This window comes from Sphingobacterium sp. CZ-2, from assembly GCF_004526235.1.
GTDB classification, from domain to species: Bacteria; Bacteroidota; Bacteroidia; order Sphingobacteriales; family Sphingobacteriaceae; genus Sphingobacterium; species Sphingobacterium tenebrionis.
The window spans coordinates 2,523,508-2,549,561 of sequence record NZ_CP038159.1 but is presented as its reverse complement, the minus strand read 5'-3'; the positions used below and the strand labels follow the sequence as shown (position 1 = coordinate 2,549,561).

General features: G+C 42.6%; 23 protein-coding genes. 16 read left to right on the top strand and 7 right to left on the bottom strand.

The window, feature by feature from the left end; all coding sequences use genetic code 11:
- Window positions 1-3 precede the first annotated feature (3 nt).
- Together E3D81_RS11305 and E3D81_RS11300 are read left to right on the top strand one after the other, a co-directional pair.
- Window positions 4-2,565: an ATP-dependent Clp protease ATP-binding subunit gene (locus E3D81_RS11305; protein ID WP_134777441.1), complete on the top strand. Its 2,562-nt coding sequence runs from the start codon at window positions 4-6 to the stop codon at window positions 2,563-2,565.
- 145 nt (window positions 2,566-2,710) lie between these two features.
- Window positions 2,711-3,130: a hypothetical protein gene (locus E3D81_RS11300; RefSeq protein ID WP_144038136.1), complete on the top strand. Its 420-nt coding sequence runs from the start codon at window positions 2,711-2,713 to the stop codon at window positions 3,128-3,130.
- 235 nt (window positions 3,131-3,365) lie between these two features.
- Here the strand turns inward: E3D81_RS11300 and recN are convergent, their stop codons facing one another.
- Window positions 3,366-5,018 (bottom strand): DNA repair protein RecN, encoded by a 1,653-nt coding sequence (gene recN, locus E3D81_RS11295; protein ID WP_134777440.1) that lies wholly within the window; start codon window positions 5,016-5,018, stop codon window positions 3,366-3,368.
- Window positions 5,019-5,122: 104 nt separating this feature from the next.
- Here recN and E3D81_RS11290 point away from each other — a divergent pair, with 104 nt between their 5' ends.
- Genes E3D81_RS11290 through E3D81_RS11280 form a run of 3 tightly spaced genes read left to right on the top strand, consistent with a single transcriptional unit; the run spans window position 5,123 to window position 7,862 of the window.
- Window positions 5,123-5,740: a sprT domain-containing protein gene (locus E3D81_RS11290; RefSeq protein ID WP_134777439.1), complete on the top strand. Its 618-nt coding sequence runs from the start codon at window positions 5,123-5,125 to the stop codon at window positions 5,738-5,740.
- 11 nt (window positions 5,741-5,751) lie between these two features.
- A complete protein-coding gene (locus tag E3D81_RS11285; protein WP_134777438.1) occupies window positions 5,752-7,416 on the top strand; it encodes a M28 family metallopeptidase in 1,665 nt (554 codons plus the stop codon).
- 29 nt (window positions 7,417-7,445) lie between these two features.
- On the top strand, window positions 7,446-7,862 hold the full coding sequence (locus E3D81_RS11280) for a hypothetical protein (RefSeq protein WP_099366580.1): 417 nt from the start codon (window positions 7,446-7,448) through the stop codon (window positions 7,860-7,862).
- A 145-nt stretch (window positions 7,863-8,007) separates the two neighbouring features.
- Here the strand turns inward: E3D81_RS11280 and E3D81_RS11275 are convergent, their stop codons facing one another.
- The 4 genes from E3D81_RS11275 to proS form a co-directional block, all read right to left on the bottom strand.
- Complete coding sequence (locus E3D81_RS11275; RefSeq protein WP_099366579.1) at window positions 8,008-8,262, bottom strand: hypothetical protein; 255 nt, start codon at window positions 8,260-8,262, stop codon at window positions 8,008-8,010.
- Between the two features lie 102 nt (window positions 8,263-8,364).
- Window positions 8,365-9,513, bottom strand: a complete 1,149-nt coding sequence (locus E3D81_RS11270; protein WP_134777437.1) for a cystathionine gamma-synthase — start codon at window positions 9,511-9,513, stop codon at window positions 8,365-8,367.
- Window positions 9,514-9,541: 28 nt separating this feature from the next.
- Window positions 9,542-10,375: a GDP-L-fucose synthase gene (locus tag E3D81_RS11265; RefSeq protein WP_134777436.1), complete on the bottom strand. Its 834-nt coding sequence runs from the start codon at window positions 10,373-10,375 to the stop codon at window positions 9,542-9,544.
- Window positions 10,375-11,847 (bottom strand): proline--tRNA ligase, encoded by a 1,473-nt coding sequence (gene proS, locus E3D81_RS11260; protein ID WP_134777435.1) that lies wholly within the window; start codon window positions 11,845-11,847, stop codon window positions 10,375-10,377. Before proS ends, E3D81_RS11265 begins: the two co-directional genes overlap by 1 nt.
- 174 nt (window positions 11,848-12,021) lie before the next feature.
- On the opposite strand from proS, the gene E3D81_RS11255 reads away from it, so the two are divergent.
- Together E3D81_RS11255 and E3D81_RS11250 are read left to right on the top strand one after the other, a co-directional pair.
- Window positions 12,022-13,266, top strand: a complete 1,245-nt coding sequence (locus E3D81_RS11255; RefSeq protein WP_134777434.1) for a hypothetical protein — start codon at window positions 12,022-12,024, stop codon at window positions 13,264-13,266.
- Between the two features lie 103 nt (window positions 13,267-13,369).
- On the top strand, window positions 13,370-14,926 hold the full coding sequence (locus E3D81_RS11250) for an OmpP1/FadL family transporter (RefSeq protein ID WP_134777433.1): 1,557 nt from the start codon (window positions 13,370-13,372) through the stop codon (window positions 14,924-14,926).
- A gap of 297 nt (window positions 14,927-15,223) precedes the next feature.
- Here the strand turns inward: E3D81_RS11250 and E3D81_RS11245 are convergent, their stop codons facing one another.
- Window positions 15,224-16,576, bottom strand: a complete 1,353-nt coding sequence (locus E3D81_RS11245) for an NfeD family protein (protein ID WP_134777432.1) — start codon at window positions 16,574-16,576, stop codon at window positions 15,224-15,226.
- 38 nt (window positions 16,577-16,614) lie between these two features.
- Between E3D81_RS11245 and E3D81_RS11240 the strand changes: the two genes are divergently transcribed.
- From E3D81_RS11240 to E3D81_RS11230, 3 genes are read left to right on the top strand one after another with little or no spacing between them, the layout of a single operon-like run.
- On the top strand, window positions 16,615-17,364 hold the full coding sequence (locus tag E3D81_RS11240) for a DUF4905 domain-containing protein (RefSeq protein WP_134777431.1): 750 nt from the start codon (window positions 16,615-16,617) through the stop codon (window positions 17,362-17,364).
- 8 nt (window positions 17,365-17,372) lie between these two features.
- Window positions 17,373-18,275 carry a LysM peptidoglycan-binding domain-containing protein gene (locus tag E3D81_RS11235; protein ID WP_134777430.1) on the top strand — a complete coding sequence of 301 codons (903 nt, stop codon included), beginning with the start codon at window positions 17,373-17,375 and terminating at the stop codon, window positions 18,273-18,275.
- 13 nt (window positions 18,276-18,288) lie between these two features.
- A complete protein-coding gene (locus E3D81_RS11230; protein WP_099366570.1) occupies window positions 18,289-18,927 on the top strand; it encodes a uridine kinase in 639 nt (212 codons plus the stop codon).
- Between the two features lie 246 nt (window positions 18,928-19,173).
- On the opposite strand, the gene E3D81_RS11225 is transcribed toward E3D81_RS11230, so the two are convergent.
- On the bottom strand, window positions 19,174-20,397 hold the full coding sequence (locus tag E3D81_RS11225; protein WP_134777429.1) for an MFS transporter: 1,224 nt from the start codon (window positions 20,395-20,397) through the stop codon (window positions 19,174-19,176).
- Between the two features lie 92 nt (window positions 20,398-20,489).
- Here E3D81_RS11225 and E3D81_RS11220 point away from each other — a divergent pair, with 92 nt between their 5' ends.
- From E3D81_RS11220 to E3D81_RS11195, 6 genes are all read left to right on the top strand, one after another.
- On the top strand, window positions 20,490-21,020 hold the full coding sequence (locus E3D81_RS11220; protein WP_099366568.1) for a DUF4442 domain-containing protein: 531 nt from the start codon (window positions 20,490-20,492) through the stop codon (window positions 21,018-21,020).
- Window position 21,021: 1 nt separating this feature from the next.
- A complete protein-coding gene (locus tag E3D81_RS11215) occupies window positions 21,022-21,456 on the top strand; it encodes a transposase (RefSeq protein ID WP_134777428.1) in 435 nt (144 codons plus the stop codon).
- Window positions 21,457-21,458: 2 nt separating this feature from the next.
- Window positions 21,459-22,103 carry an SCO family protein gene (locus E3D81_RS11210; RefSeq protein ID WP_134777427.1) on the top strand — a complete coding sequence of 215 codons (645 nt, stop codon included), beginning with the start codon at window positions 21,459-21,461 and terminating at the stop codon, window positions 22,101-22,103.
- A 5-nt stretch (window positions 22,104-22,108) separates the two neighbouring features.
- On the top strand, window positions 22,109-22,534 hold the full coding sequence (locus E3D81_RS11205) for a c-type cytochrome (RefSeq protein ID WP_099366565.1): 426 nt from the start codon (window positions 22,109-22,111) through the stop codon (window positions 22,532-22,534).
- Window positions 22,535-22,891: 357 nt separating this feature from the next.
- Window positions 22,892-24,187 (top strand): IS110 family transposase, encoded by a 1,296-nt coding sequence (locus tag E3D81_RS11200; RefSeq protein WP_134777043.1) that lies wholly within the window; start codon window positions 22,892-22,894, stop codon window positions 24,185-24,187.
- Window positions 24,188-24,497: 310 nt separating this feature from the next.
- Complete coding sequence (locus E3D81_RS11195) at window positions 24,498-25,793, top strand: IS110 family transposase (RefSeq protein WP_134777043.1); 1,296 nt, start codon at window positions 24,498-24,500, stop codon at window positions 25,791-25,793.
- Window positions 25,794-26,054: the final 261 nt, after the last annotated feature.

Genomic DNA, 26,054 nt, shown 5'->3' with positions numbered 1-26,054 from the left:
TTAATGGAAGCAAAATTTTCACCCCGGGTCAAAGACGTGATCTCGTACTCTCGAGAAGAAGCACTTCGCTTAAGACACGAGTATATAGGCACAGAGCATTTATTACTTGGTCTTATCCGTGAGGGCGATGGAGTAGCGATCAAGATATTGAAGAATATCGGCGTTGACATGGCCGCTGTAAGGCAAGCCATAGAGGAGGCCGTTATGGGGCCTTCTGTTTCCCGTACATCGATCAGTAACATGCCACTGACTAAACAGGCAGAAAAAGTATTGAAGATTACCTATTTGGAAGCTAAGATATTCAAAAGTGATATTATTGGAACCGAACATTTATTATTGGCCATCCTACGGGATGAGGATAATATTGCTTCACAGATTTTATCACAGTTCAATGTTTCCTACAATGTTTTCAAAACAGAAGTAGAACAGAATGCGACCAGCATCACCGACGAGGCATCGAATTCGCCTTCCGGAGGTGACGAGGATTATAACGAAGAAGAATCGCAATTTACAACCCCTAAGAAGGTTTCTGATATCAAATCGAAAACTCCAGTTTTGGATAATTTCGGTCGTGACTTGACGAAAGCAGCGGAGGAAGGTAAATTGGATCCGATCGTTGGTCGTGAAAAAGAAATTGAACGAGTATCTCAGATTCTTTCCAGAAGGAAGAAGAACAATCCGATTTTGATTGGAGAACCAGGAGTTGGTAAATCAGCCATTGCTGAGGGATTGGCTTTACGGATTATCCAACGGAAGGTTTCTCGTGTGCTATTCAATAAACGTGTAGTTACCCTAGATTTGGCATCCTTGGTTGCAGGTACAAAATACCGCGGTCAGTTTGAGGAGCGGATGAAAGCGGTGATGAACGAATTGGAAAAATCACCAGATGTAATTCTGTTCATTGATGAGATCCACACCATTGTTGGTGCTGGAGGTGCATCAGGTTCATTGGATGCATCGAACATGTTCAAACCGGCATTGGCTCGTGGAGAGATCCAATGTATCGGGGCAACTACCTTGGATGAATACCGTCAGTATATAGAGAAAGATGGCGCATTGGATCGTCGTTTCCAAAAGGTAACGGTGGAGCCGACTACCTATGATGATACGATCGAGATTTTGAACCGTATCAAGGACAAGTATGAGGAACACCACAATGTAACCTATACCCCAGAAGCCATCGAGGCTTGTGTGTCTTTGACTACGCGCTATATTACGGATCGTTTCTTACCAGACAAGGCTATCGATGCCTTGGATGAATCAGGTTCTCGTGTACACTTGAACAATATCCATGTCCCTCAGAGTATCATCGATATCGAAGAGAAGATAGAGGATGTGAAAGTAGAGAAGAACAAGGTCGTTCGTTCGCAGAAATATGAAGAAGCTGCTAAACTTCGTGATACCGAGAAAAAATTGATCGAGGAATTAGAGAAGGAAAAAACAGCTTGGGAAGCGGAAACCAAAACCAAACGATATACCGTAACGGAAGATAATGTGGCCGAGGTAGTATCCATGATGACTGGTATTCCAGTTCAACGTGTGAACCAAACGGACAGCCAGAAATTATTGAACATGGGCGATTCCATGAAAGGTCGTATCATCGGCCAGGATGATGCTGTTCAGAAATTGGTGAAAGCGATCCAACGTACCAGAGCAGGATTGAAAGATCCGAAGAAACCTATTGGTTCCTTCATCTTCTTAGGTCCGACCGGCGTTGGTAAAACGGAATTGGCAAAAGAACTTGCACGTTTCATGTTTGATTCGGAAGATGCATTGATTCAGATCGACATGAGTGAATATATGGAGAAATTCGCGGTATCCCGCTTGGTGGGAGCGCCTCCAGGATATGTTGGTTATGAAGAAGGAGGTCAGTTGACCGAGAAGGTTCGTCGTAAGCCGTATGCAGTTGTCTTGTTGGATGAGATCGAAAAAGCTCACCCGGATGTTTTCAACCTGTTGTTACAGGTTTTGGACGAAGGACAGTTGACTGATAGTTTGGGTCGTAAGGTGGACTTCCGCAATACCATCATTATCATGACTTCGAACATTGGTGCACGCCAATTGAAAGAGTTTGGTCAAGGGGTTGGTTTCACAACCGCTGCGAAAGAGAACCAAGCTGATTCTCATTCCAGAGGTGTGATTGAAACGGCTTTAAAACGTGCTTTTGCACCAGAGTTCTTGAACCGTATTGATGATGTTATTGTCTTCAACTCGTTGAACAAAGATCATATCTTCAAAATCATTGATATTGAATTGAAATCTTTATTCGCCCGTATCGAAGCATTGGGACATCCGATCAACTTGACAGAGAAAGCGAAGAACCATATTGCAGAGAAAGGTTATGACAGTAATTTTGGAGCCCGTCCGTTGAAACGTGCGATCCAGAAATATTTGGAAGACCCAATCGCAGAGGAGATCCTTAAAGGAGATCTGAAAAATGGGGACACTATTTTGGTGGATTACAATGAAGAAAAACAAGAAATTGTGGTTTCTTCTGCCGAAAAAAACCAGAAGGATGATTCTTCTTTAGCCTCTGAATCTAAGGATAATAAGAAAAAAGACTAAGTTCAATTTTGTATAGGAAAGGCCGGATGATACTCATCCGGCTTTTTTTATGGCAAAATATTTGTTAAAAAGGTTTAAACTTTTTGGGGTTTGGGTTGTCTTAACCCATAAGAAACAGATTAATAACAATATAATAACTCTTCTCATGAAAAAACTTTTATTAGCCTTTGCAATTGCAACAGCAAGTTTGGTCAGCTTTAGTTCTTGTACTAAAGAGGTAATGGATCCGAACTCTACTAGGACTTATACGTATGTGTATACTATTGAACCTTCAGCTTGGAAAGCAATTACTGCTGATCGTCCAACTTATGAATTAATCATTGATGAGCCGGATTTAGATGAAGTAATTTTTGAAGATGGAATTGTAAGTGTAGCAGCTTTGTTTGAGAGTCATTCCAATCTTTATGAGCTTTTGCCAGGAACCATTCGTGATTACCATTTCACTGCAAATTATGCTGTTGGATCGGTTGCTGTTTATGCGGAATATAGAGGTACTGGAGCACCTGTTAGACCTGAAAAAATGTTAATCAAAGTTGGATTGACGGAGGGTTTGGTAGGTAATTAGATATACTCGTCATTGCGAGGTTTTCGTTAATGCGAGGAGCCATTCGTCATTGCGAGGAACGAAGCAATCTTCCCGCATGTCATGCTGAGCGGAGTCGAAGGATCTGTTCGTTTGTAACCGTACAGATCCTTCGACTCCGCTCAGCATGACAAAAGATTGATGCTCTGGAGGCATAGTTCAAAGATTGCTTCGTCGTACCTCCTCGCAATGACGTAAGCCTCGCAATGACGATAACCTACTTCAACATTTCCCGTGCATGTTGTACAGCTGTGGCTTCCGGATTCGCTCCACTTAACATCTGCGCAATTTCCATAACCCTCTCCTCCTTATCCATCAACACAATATTAGATTTTGTTTTTTCGCCTTTATCTTCTTTATACACCTTAAAGTGGCTATCACCCTGTGAAGCAATCTGAGGCAAATGCGTAATACTGATCACCTGCATATTCTCCGCCAGTTCTTCCATCAATTCCCCAACCCTTAAAGCCACCTCTCCCGATATCCCCGTATCAATCTCATCAAAAATTATCGTAGGCAAAGCCGAAGTTTTTGCCACCAGCGACTTAATCGCCAACATCACCCTCGACAACTCCCCTCCCGAAGCTACCTTATGAATAGCCTGCAAAGATTGCCCCTTATTTGCCGAAAACAGAAAGGAAACTTCATCCTGTCCCGTCGATTTAAATTTATCCAATCTTTTCAGTTCCACCTTCAATTGCGCATGTGGCATTCCCACCCTCGCCAATACCTGTGTCACCTCCTTCTCCAATATCTTAGTCGCCTTCTCCCGATTCAAGCTGATCTTTTCCGCTTTCGTTTGAAGCCCTGCAAATACTACTTCCAAACTTTTCTTCAATGCTTCGATCTTTTCTTCCAAATCCGAAGAAGACTGCATTTTACTTTCCAATTCCTCGCGCAATTGAATCAACCCTTCCACATGATCCACCCGATGCTTTTTCTGAAGATCATAAAGCACTGTTAAACGTTCATTTATCAAGGTCAATCTTTCTTCATCCATACTTACCCCATCCGCGATCTGCTCCACTTCTGCTGCAATATCCTTCAATTCAATGATCACTGATTGCATGCGTTCATTTATATGTTCAGCAGAAGGCAAATAACGGATTCCTTGCTGCACCGCATTAGATGCAGCTTTCAGACTATCCAATACATTGATCTCTTCCCCTTGAAGGACTTGACCTGCTGCATGGAATTGGCGCTTGATCTCTTCCGCGTTCTCCAATTGGCTCTGCTCGGCTTCCATTTCAGCCTGCTCTCCTTCCTGCAGATTCGCCTGTTCCAATTCATTGAAAATAAATTGCTGATAATCGTATTCCGCCCTGGATTTTGCCAGGTCCTCTTCCATATCTTTAAGCTCCTGACTGGACTTCTTATAGCTTTGGTATTGTTGTTTATAATCCTGCAAAAAGTCAGTATGCTGGGCTACGGTATCCAATACCAACAACTGAAAAGCTTCGGTATTGATCTGTAAGGTGGCATGCTGGGAATGGATATCGATCAATCGCTCGCCTAATACCTTCAAGGTCTGCAAGGTCACGGGTGTATCATTTACAAATGCACGGGATTTTCCGTCGGCATGAATTTCTCGACGGATAATGGATAAGTCATCATAATCCAGATCAAGCTGCTGAAAGAGATCCTGCAACTGATAATGCTGCACATCAAAATGTCCTTCAATGATACATTTTGATTTTTCATCAAAAAAATGTTTGCTTTCGGCACGGTTGCCCAGGATTAGTCCCAATGCCCCCATAATGATGGATTTACCGGCTCCGGTTTCTCCGGTAATGATATTGAGTTTATGGTCGAATGAAATATCCAATGCATCTATCAATGCATAGTTTTTTATCAGCAGTTTACTTAACATGTATGTTTTGACTTACCCTCAAATATAGTTAATTCTGTTTCCAACGGGAAATTTGAATATTTTATATTATTAATTCTAATGTTAAACTAATATGTTTGTAGTTCATGCCGGATTTTAGCAAACAGTTGAGCAAGTATATTCCAGAAGCTGCAGCGCCGATCATTTCCCAATGGATCAATGATACTGCCTGTAGGTTCAAGGTGACCAAATCACGGAGTTCAAAACTCGGCGATTATCGTTCGCCATTCAAAAATGAACCCCATCAGATTACCATTAACCATGATTTGAATCCATTTTCTTTTCTCATCACCACGGTTCATGAATTTGCCCATCTGAAAACCTGGCAGAACCACAAGAACAAGGTTAGGCCACATGGGACGGAATGGAAGAATAACTTTAAGGGATTAATGGATCCCTTCATCAGATTGAATCTATTTCCGGCAGATGTGACCAGCGCTTTGGTCAAGTATATGAACAATCCAGCAGCTTCTAGCTGCACCGATCTGAATCTATACAAGACGTTGAAAAACTATGACAGCAAACGGGAGGAGATCGTGACGATTGACACGCTGGAGTTCCAACAGTACTTCAGTATCAAGAGCGGAAGGATATTCCAGAAACAGGAGAAACTTCGAAAAAGGTATAAATGCCTGGAGGTTTCTAGCCAGCGGATCTATCTTTTCCATCCAATTGCTGAAGTTTTTCCGATAGAAAAACCATAAAACCATTAAAAATGAAAAAAACGACCTATTTTTTTGCTGCGGCTTTACTGGGTTTGGTATCCTGTAAATCAGGTTCCGAATCTGGAAGCTTTGATAGCGGTAAGTTGGATTCCACAGCCATCCATGCCATCACGGAGGAAGGCTTCAAAAACTATGTGGCCACTTTAGCATCGGATGAATTTTTGGGCAGAAAACCCTTTACAAAAGGCGATACCCTCACGGTAAATTATATTCAAGAGCAATTTAAGGCCCTGGGCTTAGCACCAGGGAACGGAAATTCTTATTTCCAAGAGGTGCCTATGGTGGAGATCGACGCCAAACCGGTGGAGAATACGCTTACCTTCAAGGGGAAAAATACCGATGTTACGGTTGATTTTTTGGATGATTATGTGATCGGTTCGCCAAGGATGGAAGAAAACATCCAGGTAGAAAATACAGAGCTGGTTTTTGTAGGATTTGGAATCGTGGCTCCAGAATACAATTGGAATGATTACGAGGGTTTGGATGTGAAAGGAAAGACCGTTGTGGTGATGGTTTCTGATCCTGGCCGCTATGATAAAAATCTGTTTAAAGCAGATACCATGACCTATTATGGTCGCTGGACCTATAAATTTGAGGAAGCATCCAGACAGGGTGCTGCAGGTGTCCTGATCATCCATGAAACGGCTGCCGCCAGCTACGGTTGGAATGTGGTAAGAGGTGGTTGGACTGGTCCGCAATTGTCATTGGTTCCTGAAAACAAAGGAAAGAACCAAGTGGCTTTTCAAGGTTGGGTAACAGGTGAAACAGCAAACAAATTATTCAAGGCTGCTGGTTTTGATCCGAAGGTTATGGAAGATGCCAAGAAAAAAGGATTTAAGCCTGTACCGATGAATCTAACCACGAACGTCGCCTTAAAAAACAGTTTCCGGGAATCGAAATCAAATAATGTACTGGCAAAGATCGAAGGAAGCAAGCGTGCGGACGAAACGATTATTTATACCGCTCATTGGGACCATTTAGGAATTGGAGAGGTATCCAACGGAGATTCCATCTTCAATGGTGCAATAGACAATGCAACTGGGGTGGCCGCTTTGTTTGAAATCGCAAAGGCTTTCAAAGCCGCAAAGGTAAAACCGGAAAGAACGATCGTATTTTTAGCTGTAACGGCTGAGGAACAAGGATTATTGGGCTCCCAATATTATGCGGAGCATCCTATTTTCCCATTGAACAAAACAGTGGCCAACCTGAACATGGATTCCTTTAATCCGGTTGGAGCACAAAATGGGTTTTCGGTGGTAGGAACCGGACAGACGGAACTGGAGGATTATGCCATCAGATCGGGCGAGAAATTCGGTAGAACCTTAAAACCTGAAGGGAGTCCTACCTCTGGTGGATTTTATCGTTCGGATCATTTCAACTTTGTGAAACAGGGAATTCCTGGATTATATATGGGCAGTGCGGGAGATTATTTAGAAACGGATACTGCTGCTTTAGCTACCCGTCGGAATGCACTGGCCGGAAGATACCATGCGGTAACCGATCAAGTGGATGAAAACTGGAAATTTGATGGGATAATCGCGGATACCAGGTTATTCTTTGACATAGGATATACCCTATCCATGGAAAATACCTTCCCTAATTTCAAAGCTAAGTCAGAGTTTAAAGAATTAGGCGACAAACGACTTTCAAAATAGTATATTTGTGATTGAAATTTATAGAAACTATGCTACATCTACATTCCACATTAGCAATTGTATTGCTACTTGCCTTAGTGGTCGCGATCTTGATCACCTTAGCTAATTATGCGGGCAACAAACCTTTCAACCGTAAGATTGCTTTGATCGGATTGATCAGTGCCCACTTACAATTGATTATTGGTTTTATACTATACTTCACTTCCTCAAGAGGTTTTGAGAACCTTTCGGGCGAAACCATGAAGGATAGTGTTTCCAGGTTGTACACCGTTGAACATCCTATCGCGATGGTTCTTGCGATCGTATTGATTACTATTGGATATTCTAAAGCAAAGAAAATTGCGGATCCTAAAAAAGCAAACCAAACGGTTTTGATTTTTTATGTATTGGGTTTGATCTTGGCTTTATCAAGAATTCCATACGCTACTTGGTCGATCTTAAATTAATTGGAAAGCGGAATTTCCAATTGAAAATATAAATTGGGCGCTGGAAACATCGCCCATAAAAAAAGGCCTTGGATCAAATGATTCAAGGCCTTTTAAATATCCTTAGTTTAGACTTTCGAGTTTTAAAACCCTTTAGGAATAAACCTTATTTTTTTCCGAAACCTAAGATTGCGAAAACAACTCTGAATGCTAAGAAAGAAGCAATAATGATAGCAATGTTAGCAATCCAAGAGAATATAGATCCCATCTGTCCCAAAGCCGGGATTACATCTGGTACAAAACGAATGAATACCCCTACTAAACCGATTACGATAGCAATGGTTAATTGAACATAATATTCGGTACGGTTTGCGTTATTGTCCGTATGTTTTGCTGGTCTTTCTACTGTTGTATTTTCCATAATTGTTAAATCCTAATAAAAGCTGCACAAATGTACAAAAGTATGTGAGCTATTAAAAATAATAATGAGAATAAATTGATGGATATGATCCTTGTTGATCAATTATTTTCCCAACGCTTGTTCCAAGTCAGCGATTAAATCTTCCGCATCCTCTACCCCAACGGACAATCGCAATAAATTATCTACCACACCCACTTTTTCACGAGCTTCTTTGGGAATAGATCCATGTGTCATGGTGGCAGGATGGTTGATCAGTGACTCCACACCACCTAGCGATTCTGCCAAGGTAAACACCATGAATTGGGAAGCGATTCGGAATGTTTCCTGCAGATCAGCACCTTTTAATACGATGGAAACCATTCCTCCGAAGTCCTTCATCTGTTTTTTGGCTACATCATGTCCTGGATGGTCTGTAAATCCTGGCCAGTAAATCTTTTCGATCTTAGGATGGTTTTTAAGGTATTCAGCTATTGCCCTTCCATTTTCACAATGTGCTCTCATCCGAAGATGTAAGGTTTTTATACCACGTAACACCAAGAAAGCGTCCTGAGGACCTGGAGTTCCACCACAGGCATTATAATAAAACCACAATTGTTTATATAGCTCTTCATCATTGACGATCAATGCGCCCATGACCACATCGGAGTGACCTCCCAGATATTTGGTCACGGAATGCATAACGATGTCAGCTCCCAGATCCAATGGATTCTGTAAATAAGGAGATGCAAAGGTATTATCTACTGCATATAAGGCATTGCTTGCTTTCGCGATTTCAGCAATAGCGGCAATATCTGCCAATTTTAAGGTCGGATTGGTCGGTGTTTCTACCCAGATCAACTTGGTATTATCGCTTATCGCTGCCCTTACCGCCTCTGGATCGGAGGTATTCACAAATTTAAATACGATTCCCAATGGCTCGTAAACCTTGGTAAAAATACGGTAAGAACCACCATATAGATCATCACCGGTTACCACTTCATCGCCCGGTTTCAATAAACGCAATACACAATCGGTAGCCGCCATCCCACTGGAAAAGGCTAAACCATGTTTTCCGTTTTCTAAAGCCGCAAGGCAATCTTCCAATGCTTTACGGGTAGGGTTGGTACCTCTGGAGTACTCAAATCCTTTATGGTCGCCTGGCGATTTTTGTTGGTAAGTTGATGTTTGGTATATCGGAGTCATTACGGCCCCTGTTGTAGGGTCTGATTCTTGACCAGCATGAATTGCTTTGGTTGCAAACTTATAATTCATATCTGTAAATTTTAATCTGACTAAGTTATTAAAAATACAATGGAGAAGGATATTTAAATCCATAATTCAACTCCTGTGCGATTTTATTGCCTGAAACGATCTTCTGAAAACTGTTTTCCGATTGGAAACCGGCTGGCTTTCTGTAGCCGTATTTTTCTGCCGAGGCAAGGATTACTTCTTTTTTCAAAGGATGTTCAGGTGTTACCAGGTTATATATGGTTTCTTTTAAACCCTTGTTCAGTGCCTGATCCAGTACCCCACAAACATCTTCCAAATGGATAAAATTGGCAGGTTGATCTCCAGTCTGGACGATTCTGTCCTCAAAATATTTTGCAAAAATGCGTTGTTTGCCAAATAGACCACCCAAGCGGAAGACATGGGTATTAGGTAATTTCAACATTGCTTCTTCTGCCATAAGTAATTTGGGGTTCAATTTTGTTGTCTGATGATAGGATTCATCAAAAAAACCATTCATATCGGGATAGATGCCTACAGAACTCAGAAAAATATGTTGCTCGAATTCGAGTGTACTTAATAAAGAATAAACATTTGAAAATCGGATTTGGAGCTCTTCAACTGTATTTCTATTGGTTGCTGGAATGGATGTCAATATGAGATCAAAAGGACCGAAGTTTTTCAAGCTTTCCGCAAGAATATTTTCTGGGTTGGATTCTATTGTATTGGACGCCTTATTTATTGCTCCAACAAAATTATGGACATAGGCAAAAATACCATCGTTTTTAAGGCGATGGTATTTTTCTTCAGTAGTCGTGGTAGCCCAGACTTGATTCATATTTTTAAGCTGTAGATGGGCAAACTCTTCGGCCAGCCATCCACAGCCCAATATCAAAATTCTTTTCATTAATAAGCCTTTGCGAAAAGCACTCTTTTATTAGAAGGTTTACCAGTGAAAATACAAACACCTTCTTCGTCTTTTGCATCCAATGGAATACAACGGATAGTTGCCTTGGTTTCCTCTTTCACACGTTTCTCCGTTTCTACGGTTCCATCCCAATGACAGGAAATAAAGCCACCCTTTTCTTCCAAAACCTGTTTGAACTCATCATATGAATTAACTTCAGTAATATGGGTATCTCTGAAGTTCAATGCTTTTTGGTAAATATTATCTTGGATTTCATCCAATAATCCGATGATTCGTTCTGCCAAACCATTTTGTTCTACTGTTTCTTTCGTCTGGGTATCGCGACGGGCAAGCTCCACAGTTCCATTCTGCATATCACGTGCACCAACGGCAACGCGCAATGGAACACCTTTCAATTCCCATTCTGCGAATTTGAATCCTGGACGTTGGGTATCACGGTCGTCGTATTTTACGGAGATTCCTTGCGCTTTAAGGGAACTGTTCAACTGATTCACGAAGGCATCAATATTCGCCTTTTCCTCCTCCGTTTTAAATATAGGTACAATGACCACCTGGATAGGTGCCAATTTTGGAGGCAATACCAATCCTTGATCATCGGAATGCGCCATGATCAATGCGCCCATCAAACGTGTGGAAACACCCCAAGAAGTTGCCCATACGTAGTCCAACTTGCCTTCTTTTGATGTGAATTTCACATCAAAAGCTTTTGCAAAGTTTTGTCCAAGGAAATGGGAAGTTCCTGCCTGTAATGCTTTTCCATCCTGCATCAACGCTTCTATACAAAGGGTATCAAGCGCTCCTGCAAAACGCTCGTTCTCGGTTTTACGACCGCGAACCACCGGCACAGCTAAGGTTCCTTCCGCGAATTCTGCGTATACTTCCAACATTTGTTCTGCTTCTGCGATTGCTTCTTCCTTGGTCGCATGTGCGGTATGTCCCTCCTGCCAAAGGAATTCGGCAGTTCTCAGGAATAAACGCGTACGCATTTCCCAACGAACCACATTGGCCCATTGGTTAACCAGAATAGGAAGGTCACGGTAAGATTCGATCCAGCCTCTGTAGGTATTCCAGATAATGGTTTCAGAAGTTGGACGAACGATAAGTTCTTCCTCCAGTTTAGCCTCTTCATCAACAACTATCTTACCATTGCCATCATTTTTTAGACGGTAATGGGTTACCACAGCACATTCGGTAGCAAAACCTTCAACGTGGGAAGCTTCTTTGGAAAAGAATGATTTGGGGATAAATAAGGGGAAATAGGCGTTTGAGTGGCCTGTTTCTTTGAAACGCTTATCCAGGATCGCTTGCATGCGCTCCCAAATCGCATATCCGTATGGCTTGATGACCATACATCCCCTTACTGCAGAATACTCTGCAAGATCTGCCTTAATGACTAGATCGTTGTACCATTGTGAATAATCCTCACTACGGCTTGTAATTCCTTTACTCATTCTTTAATTGAAAATTATATTATCAAAATATGCGTTAAATTGCTGTTGAGCAGCATTTTTTACAAAAATAAAAATATTTAGTATTTTTGAGTGTTTGATTAAACCCCGCAATTAATTTTGCGTCTAAGATAATAAATAAGTACTGTATTATCGAAATTTAACTGTTTTAGCATCATGAAAAACAAGAAGATATTAATGGGATGGTTAGCTTTAGCATTCGTTGCTTTCTTAAGCTCCTGTTCGACAAGCCAACGGACAGTGTATCGCGACGATGTTTATAATAACCGGGATACACGTGGTGTATACCAGAGCCCAGACTATTATTATACCGATGAAGTAGGTGGTGAGACCATCGCTGAATCGGAATACTATGCGGATGAATATTCTGACGAAGCATACGCTGATGGCGAATTCGAAGAATTGGAATATGCAAACCGCATCAACAGATTCTATTATAACACGCCAGGAATGGGATATTATGATCCTTTCTTTGACCCATGGTATGGCTATGGCCTTGGTTTCGGATGGAACTCCGGTTTCGGATGGAGCATTGGCATGGGCTGGGGATGGGGATATCCTTGGCATGGATACGGCTGGGGATGGAACAGACCCTACTATGGTTATGGATGGGACTATCCGTATTATGGCGGATGGGCTAACCCTTGGTATGGATACGGCTCTTACTATGGAGGCGGATACTGGGGATATAACTCCTACTACAGCCAATGGGGAAATCCTTACTATAACGTAAGAAACAATGGCAACCGAAATTATCGTACGCCATCTGACCGTAGCCAACGTATCTATAGCAATGCTGGTGGAAGTCGTTCTTCCGTAATTGCAAGAGACCGTTCAGGAAGAATCCAGACTGGTCGTGCGGCTACAGATAGAAGCTCCCGCGTAGGATCTACATCAAGATCTGGTGAAAGAGGTACCGTGAGCAGAAGCAACGATAGAATCAACAACAATAGAGGTACAACTTCCCGTTCAGAAGGTATCAGAGGTACAACTTCTACCAACCGTTCTCAAGGAACCACTTCCCGTACACAAGGGACTACACGTTCTCAAGGAACTACTACCAGAGGTACTTCATCTAGATCGGAAGGGATCAATAGATCAAACCCTACTACTAGACCGCAAGGAAATGTAGGCAGAACACAGCCATCATCATCCAGAGGTACAGTAGATAGAACACCAACCAGTAGATCTCAAGGCGTTCGTCAAACACCGAGCACCTCTAATAGGTCTCAACCTACTTCCAGAAGTTCAGAGCCATCTCGTTCATCAGGTAGTTTTGACAGAGGAAGCAGCATGGGAAGCGGTTCTTCAGGCTCAAGCATGAGCAGCGGCCGAAGTGGTGGCGGTTCTTCTTCATCCTCTTCAGGTAGCGGAAGAAGCGGCGGAGGCAGCAGACGTTAATCAAACTTAACATATATACATATAGCCAATATAGATTTATATTGGCTATATATTTATCCTATTAACCCGAATTTTCTTTTTATCAAACCGATATTGTATATCTATGAAAAAATATATACTTCCAGTCGCTTTTCTAACTTTATTATCTGTTCAGTCGGCATTTGGCCAATCCATTTTTGATGATGCAAAAATTCTATCATTGGATGAATCTAATGGTACAGCACGTTTCAAGGCATTAGGCGGTGTGAATACCTCCTTAGGAGGTGACATCAGTTCGATTTCTGGCAACCCTGCCGGATTAGGTTTTTTTGGACAGTCGGATGCGTCGATATCTTTCAACATGTTGAACAATAACAACAAGACCAGTTTTTATGGTCAGAACCAAAATAAGAATTTCGCCAAATTTGGGGTTGATAATGCCGGTGTTGTTTTGGCATTTCCAACTGCTTATAATCAAGATGTGGGTTGGCAGAACTTTAACATTGGACTAAGTGTTAATAGGCAGAACAACTATAACGATAAGGTGGTTTATAGTGGAATTAACTCGGAAAACACTTTAGTACAATCCCTTACGGATGCGATGTTTGGATCGCCCTCATTTACCAATGATTTTAGAAGATCTTACTTAGTAGAAGCCTTCGGAGATAATCCAAAAGAATATTTTCCGATTGCTTTGGAAGGAGATCCGAAGGGGCAACAGGTGGATATTTTATCTGGTGGCTATAAATACCTAAGCAACTTTTCTATTGGTGCGAATTACAGCCATAATTTTTATATCGGAGCAGGTGTTGGGTTATTGGCCTATCAGAACTCCTATAGCAGGGACGTGTATGAACGTGGATGGACTAAGACTACAGAAGAGATCAGTCCGGACAACCCAGATTCTCCGTTCTTAAGGCCAGGATCGGTTCAGAATTCCTATACGGATATTAATTATGCGCTAACCGATCGTTATTCTAGCGAATCTACTGGATATGGTGCAAATTTTAATATCGGGATGATCTTAAAGCCATCGTGGGATTGGAACTTTGGTTTGACCTTTACCTCTCCTACTTGGACTACGATTAAATTTGATGATTATTTGGATACCCAAGCGGAATATTATCAAGATGATAAATCAACGAATCAGATCCGTCCGAAATATATTTCTGAAGTAGGTGGAGAAAGTCGGGATTATTCTATTATTTCTCCATGGAAAACAGCTATTGGACTAACCAAGTTTTTTGGAAGGGGCTTGATATCTGCGGATTTGGAGTTTGTGGGATATGATAATGTGAAGTATATAAATGAGGCTTACAATGCGAATGCTGCGGATGAGCATGCTATCAATTTGGATCTGAAGAATATTTTCAAAAGTAATTTTAATTTCCGTGCTGGTGCGGAGTATGTATTTACGGATAGGTTTACAGGTAGGGCAGGATTTAATTATTTGGGCTCGCCTTATGAGGATACAAGCAAAGGCAGTTATATTGGATCGTTGGGATTGGGATATATTTTCCCTAACGCGATGTATATTGATTTAACGGCCATGCAGTATGAAAGTTCGACCTATTATGATGTGACGTATTCATTGGATGATATCTGGAAATCTCCTGCTCCGGAAGCAGAAATCAAGAATAGTAGGACTAATGTGGTAATGACGTTGGGGGTGAAGTTTTAGATTTGTTGTCTTTTTGCGGCTGGGGCATTGTGTTAGTATGTCATGGCTTTGCTACGTCATTACATTGCTGTGTAATTGTGCTTCTGCGTCATTGCGAGGAGGCACGACGAAGCAATCTTTCGATTAGAATAAGCTCTAAACCTTTCTTTTTTTGTCATCCTGAGCGTAGTCGAAGGATCTGTACGATAGTAAACGAACAGATGCTTCGACTACGCTCAGCATTACAAGTTCAAAGATTGCTTCGTTCCTCGCAATGACGGGGGTGGGTCGCGAAGACCGGGGGTTGCAATGACGATTTTATCCTTTTCTCTCCGAAGTCCTTCTCACAAAAAGATTATAATTCTCGTGCTTCTCCACATAGATCTCATCTCCGGCATCAATAAAACCATCAAGTGCCACGGCATCATACCACACATTATCAATCTCAATCTTTCCAGCAGGTCGCAGAACAGTCTTTGCTACTCCAACCTTATCGATCATATTTGTTTTGGTCACAGAAGAAGTATATCCACTTTCAGCCTTTTGTTCATCTTCCAACACCAATTTCTTAAAGGTAGAAGACTCCAACAGGTTCTTGCCAAAAATAACCATCAGTACAATGGCCAAAACCATTGCACCCACCACAATAATAAATGAATTCATTAATAATCCAGGTTGAGTAAGTTTAAAATCTAAATAATCATTGGCTACCATCGAGAAAGCCAAACCACATAACATCAAAATAATCCCTGCAATCCCTGCCACACCAAACCCTGGAATCACAAAGATTTCCAAAGCTATCAAAATCACACCAAGGATAAAAATGGCTATTTCCCAATGATCTGCCAATCCTTGTAGGTATAAAGGCGCGAAAAACAAGGCGCCACAAACAATAGCCACCAAAAGGGCAAATCCGATTCCTGGGGTCTGCATTTCAAAATAAATGCCTGCGATGATTCCGATGATCAATATTCCACTAACCAGAGGATTGATCAGAAAGGCGATCAGATGATCTACCCAGGTCAAGGTATGATGTTGTACTGCCGGTTTAATGATACCCAGATCGGAAAATATATCTACATCGCTTTTCGCCTCTTTCTTTGCCAATCCAATCTTAACAGCCTCCGCCGTTGTCAAGGTCAGCAGTTTTCCGTCTTCTTTTAATTCCGGAATGGAAATGGAAGGATCCACAAACGCTTCAGCAACCTTTGGGTCCCGGCCTTTCGCTTCCGCCGTTGCGCGCATCAAACCACGCATATAAGATTGATATTTTTCCGGCAGGACCTCACCACTTTGGTTGACTACCGAAGCAGCACCGATACTTCCACCGGGACTCATATAAATATAATCTGCTGCTAATGAAATCAATGCGCCCGCTGAGGCGGCATTATGATGAACAAACACAATAGATTTGAACTTATTTTCGTTCAATAAATTAGAGCGCATAGAATCTGCGAAGTTTAAGGCTCCACCAAATGTATTTAATTCTAAAAAAAGATAATCAACATCTGATTTTTTAGCTTCCCTAATGGCGTTTTTTAATGTCCGCCAGGAGTTAGGACCGATATCTTCTTTGATCTGAACGGAATACACACTTTGTGCGGAGCTTGAAAAGACATTCAAGATACATAGTACGAGAATTCCTAAAATGTATTTTGTAAATTTGTTCATAAACGTAGTCTTTTTTACCGAAATCAAATTCGACTCGGATGACTAAATATACGATAAATAAAGTTTTCGAGAAAGCCCTGCCATCGAATATCTGGAAAATCGAGCTTGACTCTATCCAGCCTATTATCGCTGTGGAAACACGTAATATGGATTCGACAGAAGCTTCTTTCCATGCATTTGATCTATCAGGCAATTGTTTGATGTCGCCCTGTCAGGCGGACGGTAAGGAATGGACCTTAGATTCTGTGCAGGATGGACAATTGATTTTAAAAAGAATTGGCGAGCATACCCCTATCCAAGAAGGAATCAAGATCATCAATATCGAAAGAAATGAGGTGGTATTTACTTCTTATGAATTTATTTTGTTGGATGTATATTGTGGCTTTGTGCATGCCAGACATCGTTCCATCTCCTCCGGTGAAACCATCGCCATCAATATCCACAGCGGGAAATACAGTCCTGCTTTAGAGCATAAGTTTGAAATCTGCCTCAATAAAATCCAATATCCCATCACCTATTCCCCTATTCCTCAATTCCTAAAAAATGAGGATAGCACTGGCCCATTATGGCTCAGTAAATGCGGACAGATTTATCTTTGGTGTTACCACCAAAAAACAGCATCGGGCTTTGACCTGATTTTAGCGATTAGCGATTTAAACCGTTTGCTGGATAAACAAGTCATATTAAACAATATGAACAAAATGATTCCTCAACCCTACTTTCAATTAGAAAGACAGGTCTTCTTTATGACCTTTAATAAGCGAGAAATTGTCTCTTATTTAGTATAATTGCAAAAATGATGAATAAAAGAATGATTAAAAAGTCTTTCCAAAAGACACTTACTATATTTACTACTTGTATATTAATGGGAACTGTAGCGGTTACCTATGCCCAAACTTCAGAGAAAAGCCAGAAAACTACGATTATTAACGGTCGTACTTTTATTGTGCATCAAGTATCCTCCAAAGACACGTATTATCAATTGAGCAGAACCTATGGTATTCCTGCTCAGGATATCATGAATGCCAACAATAAGAAAAACTTAAGGGTTGGCGATACGGTAAACATTCCATCGACCAATGCCCTCATTGCGCCTACCACGGATAATAATAAAGCGCAGGAAGTTGCTGGCCTAAGTCAGCCTGAAAATACCGCAACAGCTAAAATCCTTACGGCCTATAAGGTTGGTGATAATGAAACCCTTTATTCCATTGCACGGAGATTTGCCACCACGGTAGATAACATCAAAAGGTTGAATGACCTTTCTTCGGACACCTTACAACCGGGTCAAACCCTGAAAATTCCCGATGGCGCTGTTACAGATCCGAAACCAACGGTAGAATCTACTACGGCAAGATTACCTGTTCCCGAGCAATCCAAGGAAGAGATCGCTTTTGAAGCCAATAAGTATGGAATTATGGAGAAAAAAGAAAAGGGTATTGCCGTATGGATGGAAAACTTGGAATCTGGCGGCAAAAACAACCTTGCCTTGCATCGTTCTGCACCGGTTGGCACCATCCTAAAAATTACCAACCCATTGACAAAAAGTATTACCTTTGCCAAGGTTGTAGGAAAATTCTCCGATACCGCAGAAAGTCAAGATGCCATAGTCATCCTTTCCAAGTCAGCTGCTTCCAATATTGGGGCTTTTGACAAACGCTTTCTGATCGAGATCACCTATGGTGCCCCCATAAATTAGTTTACAAGAACGAATGAGCGAAATAGACAAACCCTATGTCATAGGAATAGCAGGGAGTAGTGGTTCTGGAAAAACATTTTTCCTAAAAAGTTTTCTGGATCATTTTTCTGAGGATGAGATCACTTTAATTTCTCAGGACGATTATTATATCCCTGCCAATACAAAAACAAAAGAAGAAAACAGATTATATAATTTCGATCTTCCAACTTCTATCGATAGAGCAACTTTTTATAAACATATCAGTGATTTATTTGAAGGCAGGACAGTTTTTAAGGAAGAATATACTTTCAATAATCCCGACCTGAAGCCAAAGATGTTGGAAATCAAACCTGCCCATATCCTCGTGGTAGAAGGTTTATTTATCTTTCATTACGAAGAGATCAATCAATTATTGGATTATCGAATTTTCCTGGATGCTGATGAACCCATTGCTCTTCGGAGAAGACTTAAGCGGGATTTGGTAGAGCGTGGTTATGATGAGGAAGATGTGATGTACAAATGGATCAACCATGTTGTACCATCCTATAATGAATACCTGCTTCCGCATAAGGAGGAATGCGACCTGGTAATCAGGAACAATGTGGATGACCCGCTGGTTATCCAAACCTTCACCAATGATATTGCAAAAGAATTACGTAAAAGAATTGGTTAGTTATTTTTAATCAATCTAAATTACCTATATTTGCAACATGTTCGAGTCGATGATCAGGTTGCAAATATTGGATAATATGCCTTTTGAGGATAAAAAAGGGCTTTCTCCATTCTCAGATAATGGGGATGTGGTATTCAAAAAATGTTGCAAAAAGTATAAAAAAGGTAAACGCTGTAAAAAGTGTCCAGGCCGGGTGGATTAATTGCGCGTTCATATCTACATAGCCTCCTTTCATTCAGAATTAAGCTATTCTTCTATAAAATTTAAATCCCTATCAAAGCTTTCCTTTAATTTACTTAGGGCAAAAATGGCTATTCCGGTCAAGAACACAAGCATGATAATAGCTGCCCATAATATCCCTACATAATTTACCAATACCCCATACACTATCGTAGAAGGAATTAATGCCCCTCTCACAAAATTTGGTGCTGTAGTTGTAACGGTAGCACGGATATTGGTCCCAAACTGCTCTGCAGCAATGGTGATGAAGGTTGCCCAATATCCAACTCCCAAGCCCATCAAAAAAGCCAACCACAGGAATTCAGTTTCTGTGATGCCTTTTCTGGTGAGGTATATACAGGAAAATAAGAGGATCAACAATTGATACACCAAGACCACTTTCTTCCTGGATTTGAAGATTTGAGCTAGGACACCAGCCAGAAAATCCCCTAATGATATCCCTATATAAGTAAACATCACTCCCTTTCCAGCACTCAGCACCGTTTCAGCCTGTAAGGCTTGGCCGATTTCTGGCGCTTGGGTAACCAATACACCTACCACAAACCAAATGGGCAGACCAATACAAAGGCAGTACAAATACCGCCAGAATCTTTCTTTATTTTCAAAGAGCATCATGATTCTTCCCTTTTGAACCCCTGTTTTTTCCATGGAAGCAAACATGCCGGATTCAAAAACACCTACTCTAAGCAGAAGAAGCAGGAGCCCCATTCCTCCACCAACAAAATAGGCTGTCCGCCAACTGAACCATTCCGATATAAAATAAGCTAGTATAGCCCCTAAGACTCCTACACCTGCTACGATCATCGTCCCGTAACCTCGGTTTTTGCGATCCATGGTTTCACTTACCAGAGTTATACCTGCCCCCAGCTCCCCAGCCAAGCCAATGCCAGCAATAAATCGGATTATGGCATAACTTGTTACATCCTGTACAAATCCGTTAGCAATATTTGCCAAGGAATACAACAGGATTGAACCGAAGAGCACCTTCAATCGACCATATTTATCGCCAAGTATCCCCCATATAATTCCTCCGATCAATAAGCCTCCCATTTGCATATTGAGCACAAACTCGCCTTCAGTTCGCATATTGGCTATAGGCACCCCAATATCTGTAAAGGATTTTATCCGAACGATGGAAAAAATAATCAGGTCATAGATATCCACAAAATAGCCTAAGGCTGCTACGAACACTAGTATCCAGATGTTCTTTGAAGTTTGATGGTTAGTCATTTTTCAGAAATATGACGTTAATTTAATACAGTTCCTTTTTTATTACAACAGTTACCGATAGAATATTGGAAATTAGCCGTATTTTTACCGGCATGAGAGTTTCTCCAAACACTTTGAAATGGGGCTTGCGCTTATATCCACCATTCTTTTTTCAACGGATTTGGGTCATCAGCATTCTAGATAGTTTCCTGGGGGCTGATGTCAGGATTAATAAGTCCTTATTGAACATGAATTCCAATCGGACTATTTTTGGAGGAACTATCTTTTCGGCCATTGACCCTTTCTATCCCATCCTCTTGGATCAATATTTCAAACATCAGGGAATCCTCAGGACCGTAGCCTGGTTGAAGACGGCACATATTGATTACATCAAACCCGGAAGAATGGATCTATTGGTATCCTTTCGTCTGAAAGAGGAAGTCCTAAAAGAAGCCTTGCATACCATCAAACATGAGGGTAAGGTGGTGAAAACTTTCCAGACCCAGGTTTTCGATAAAAAAGGGACCTTGTGCGCCGTAGCCCACAATGAAATCTATATCCGGGATCTCGATTTTGATTTTGAGACCTACAATAAATTAAGCACTTCGGAAGAGGTGGAAAACAAACAATCAAAACTTTATTAAAATGAAAAAACTGTTAGTACTTAGTGTCGCCATCCCAGCTTTATTGAGCTCTTGTGGGAATAATCAAGCTGCAAAAGAAACGGAAGACCAAAAGATCTCGCAGCAAGCCATAGAGATCCATGATGAGATCATGCCTCAAATTTCAACCTTTGATAAGAATACTGTGATCATCGATTCGATCTTGACGAATTTGGACAAGATCAAAACGGCCAATACCGCATTGGATACCACGAACAGCCGCAGCGAATTGGTGAAACTAAAAAGTGATCTGGAAGCTGCAACGGATAATATGATGACATGGATGAAGGATTACGATCCGGTGAATGAAGACCAGGCTTATCAACAAAAAATGTTGGATAGAGTAGTTGAAATGAAAAAGCAATTTGAGGATGCTGCTGCCTTATCAAAAACAACTTTGGCACCATTTAATAGATAATCATGAAAAAAATAGTTGGATTAGCCTCCTTCACTTTGTTTGCTGGGCTCTTATTCCAATCCTGCGATAATACGGAAAGAAAGTTGCCTATTTTAGGCGAAGCTACGGTAGAGAAAAAAATGGTTGATGGTAAGGAAGTCATTGACTCCATCTACCCGACCATTCCGGATTTTAAGTTTTTGAATCAGGATAGCGTTTATATCACGCAGGATTTTTTCAAGGATAAGATCTATGTGGCCAACTTCTTTTTTACCCACTGTCCAAGCATTTGCCCTACCATGCAACGAAACCTGCTGAAGGCTTATGAAAAATATAAGAACAACCCAAAAATTGCTTTCTTGTCCCATAGTATTGATTTTAAATACGATCAACCCCATGTATTAAAGGATTATGCGAACAAATTAGGGATTGATAATGATCAATGGCAATTCGTAATGGGATCCAAGGCAGATATTTATGGTATTTCGGAGAAATATCTGGTGTATACCAAGGAAGATGCCAGTGTACCTGGAGGCTATGACCATTCGGGATATTTGGTGATCATTGATCCTGAACGCAGACTTCGTGGAGCATATGATGGGACAAATGATGAACAGGTAACCAAGTTATTGGAAGATCTGGACGTGATCCTTAATGAATACAGGTAGATAATATGATCTATAAATACCTCACAGGTATATTGACCTTGATTTTAGCGCTTAATTTATTGTTCTCCTGTAATAATAAATTGAGTGTTCAGACTATGCAATATGCTACGATTGGGCAGAAACTATATGTTCAACATTGCCAAAATTGCCATGGTGCCAAAGGCGAGGGATTGGGTAAGCTCTATCCACCGCTAACCGATCAGAAGTTTTTAGAAGAAAATAGGGATAAACTGGCCTGTATTGTAAAGAACGGGATGGCTGGGGAGATTGTGGTGAATGGGGAAAAATTTAACCAGGCCATGCCGGGGGTTCCTAGTTTAACGAATATTGATGTGGCATATGTGCTGACTTATATCACGACGTATTTTGGAAATAGCACAACGCATTTTACGCAGGAAGAAGTTATTCAGATGCTGAAGGATTGTAGGTAAGATTAAGGCGGAAGGTAATCACTCCGTCATTGCGAGGAGGAAAATTTTGCGTCATTGCGAGGAGGCATATTTTCGTCATTGCGAGGAGGCACGACGAAGCAATCTTTAACCTTTATCATCCTGAGAATTAAAAATTTGAACTAAATTTATCGGAAGGTGATGACATTTAGTAACTTAGTTCATTGACCATTCTGCAGTTTGACCGGACTATCGTATAGTGCATCTTGCCTGTCCCTGAGCTTGGTTCCATAGATTGAGGCATTGGAGTTTGGTACATCTTTTAGATTGTCCGTATGGTAGCCTGCCGTTTATTTTTCCTCTATGGGCTTAATGGTTTCACATTTTAATTGATGTGCCATGAAAATCATTCACGATCATGCTGCGGGGATCGATATCGGTTCACGCAGAATCTTCATCTCCGTCCAGGGGCAGGAGGTCGTTTCCTTCGCCACTTTTACCCGTAACTTTCGCGAAGCCCTGGACTATCTGCTCTCCCATGGTGTGGACACCGTTGCGATGGAGGCCACGGGTTCCTATTGGTTCATCCTTTACGATATCCTCCACGCCGGAGGGCTTGACGTCTGGCTGGTCGACGGCCGCCAGACCAAACAGGTCCCCGGACGGAAGACCGATGTAAAGGACTGCCAATGGATCCAGCAGCTGCACAGCTATGGACTGCTGAACCGCTGCTTTGTGGCCGAAGGGGACCAAAAGGAGATCCGCAGCTACCTGAGGCTGAGGGAGGACCTGCTGCGGAACGCCGCCATGCATGTCAACCACATGCAGAAGGCCCTGGTGGAAATGAACATCAGGCTTCCCGAGGTACTGAGCCAGATCCATGGAGCAAGCGGTATGGCCGTCATCGGTGCCATCCTGTCGGGCGAGCGCGATCCTGGTGTCCTGCTGTCCCTGTGCCATACCAGGCTGCGCAGGACCAAGTCCCAGGAGATCCTTGCCGCCCTGGAGGGTTTCTATACAGAAAGGGGTGTGTTCGCCCTAAGGATCGCCCATGAGGCCTATCTGTTCTACATGAAGCAGATTGCCGAATGTGACCATAAGCTGGAAGCCCTGCTGCAGAAGGGCGGCGATGGCGGCAAAGGGACCCAGTCAGGGCCCAGGAAACCGATACGGCACAACAGGCCGGACATCAGGGACCTTGGCGCCCATCTGCTGGACCTCTTCCAGGGCAGGGATGCCACCATATTGCCCGGGATCACGGACTATACCTGGATGCAGATCTACAGCGAGACGGGAAACGATCTGGAACGATGGGCCACGGAGAAGCATTTCACAAGTTGGCTGGGGCTATCTCCGGGGCAGAACAGCTCGGGCACAAGTAGCAGAAGGGTCAAGCGGAAGGGGAAACCGCTGACCGGACAGATATTCCGGGTCATTGCACAGGGACTCCTACAGAGCAAGAAAATAGCGATCGGGGAATTCGGACGACGGCTTCGGGCCAGAAAAGGGCCTATGATCGCCATCAAGGCCATGGCCAACAAATTGGCAGCACAGTATTGGCGACTGATGGTAAAGGGGACTACCTATGTGGAACAAGGGGTGCAGACCTATGAAACACAATTGAAAAAGCAGAAGGAAAAGTACCTAAACAGGTTGGCACTGGAGTTCGATATGAAATTAGATAAGATACATTGACCTGATTAACAATAGGTTATACAACATGTCATTGGTAGGAGGCACGACGAAGCAATCTTTAACCTTTATCATCCTGAGAATTAAAAATTTGAACTAAATTTATCGGAAGGTGATGACATTTAGTAACTTAGTTCATTGACCATTCTGCAGTTTGACCGGACTATCGTATAGTGCATCTTGCCTGTCCCTGAGCTTGGTTCCATAGATTGAGGCATTGGAGTTTGGTACATCTTTTAGATTGTCCGTATGGTAGCCTGCCGTTTATTTTTCCTCTATGGGCTTAATGGTTTCACATTTTAATTGATGTGCCATGAAAATCATTCACGATCATGCTGCGGGGATCGATATCGGTTCACGCAGAATCTTCATCTCCGTCCAGGGGCAGGAGGTCGTTTCCTTCGCCACTTTTACCCGTAACTTTCGCGAAGCCCTGGACTATCTGCTCTCCCATGGTGTGGACACCGTTGCGATGGAGGCCACGGGTTCCTATTGGTTCATCCTTTACGATATCCTCCACGCCGGAGGGCTTGACGTCTGGCTGGTCGACGGCCGCCAGACCAAACAGGTCCCCGGACGGAAGACCGATGTAAAGGACTGCCAATGGATCCAGCAGCTGCACAGCTATGGACTGCTGAACCGCTGCTTTGTGGCCGAAGGGGACCAAAAGGAGATCCGCAGCTACCTGAGGCTGAGGGAGGACCTGCTGCGGAACGCCGCCATGCATGTCAACCACATGCAGAAGGCCCTGGTGGAAATGAACATCAGGCTTCCCGAGGTACTGAGCCAGATCCATGGAGCAAGCGGTATGGCCGTCATCGGTGCCATCCTGTCGGGCGAGCGCGATCCTGGTGTCCTGCTGTCCCTGTGCCATACCAGGCTGCGCAGGACCAAGTCCCAGGAGATCCTTGCCGCCCTGGAGGGTTTCTATACAGAAAGGGGTGTGTTCGCCCTAAGGATCGCCCATGAGGCCTATCTGTTCTACATGAAGCAGATTGCCGAATGTGACCATAAGCTGGAAGCCCTGCTGCAGAAGGGCGGCGATGGCGGCAAAGGGACCCAGTCAGGGCCCAGGAAACCGATACGGCACAACAGGCCGGACATCAGGGACCTTGGCGCCCATCTGCTGGACCTCTTCCAGGGCAGGGATGCCACCATATTGCCCGGGATCACGGACTATACCTGGATGCAGATCTACAGCGAGACGGGAAACGATCTGGAACGATGGGCCACGGAGAAGCATTTCACAAGTTGGCTGGGGCTATCTCCGGGGCAGAACAGCTCGGGCACAAGTAGCAGAAGGGTCAAGCGGAAGGGGAAACCGCTGACCGGACAGATATTCCGGGTCATTGCACAGGGACTCCTACAGAGCAAGAAAATAGCGATCGGGGAATTCGGACGACGGCTTCGGGCCAGAAAAGGGCCTATGATCGCCATCAAGGCCATGGCCAACAAATTGGCAGCACAGTATTGGCGACTGATGGTAAAGGGGACTACCTATGTGGAACAAGGGGTGCAGACCTATGAAACACAATTGAAAAAGCAGAAGGAAAAGTACCTAAACAGGTTGGCACTGGAGTTCGATATGAAATTAGATAAGATACATTGACCTGATTAACAATAGGTTATACAACATGTCATTGGTAGCTGCGTCGAAGGATCTATGCGGATACAAACGAACAGATGTTTCGACTCCGCTCAACATGACATTCTTGAAGATTGCTTCGTTCCTCGCAATGACGGTGGAAAGAATAATGATAGTGGGAAGGAAAACAACTGAGAAAAGTGCAATGAAATGGAAATATCAAAATACTCCAACCTATACGAATTTTACAAGTTTATACCAAAAGAAAAAGGTTTTCAAACGGGG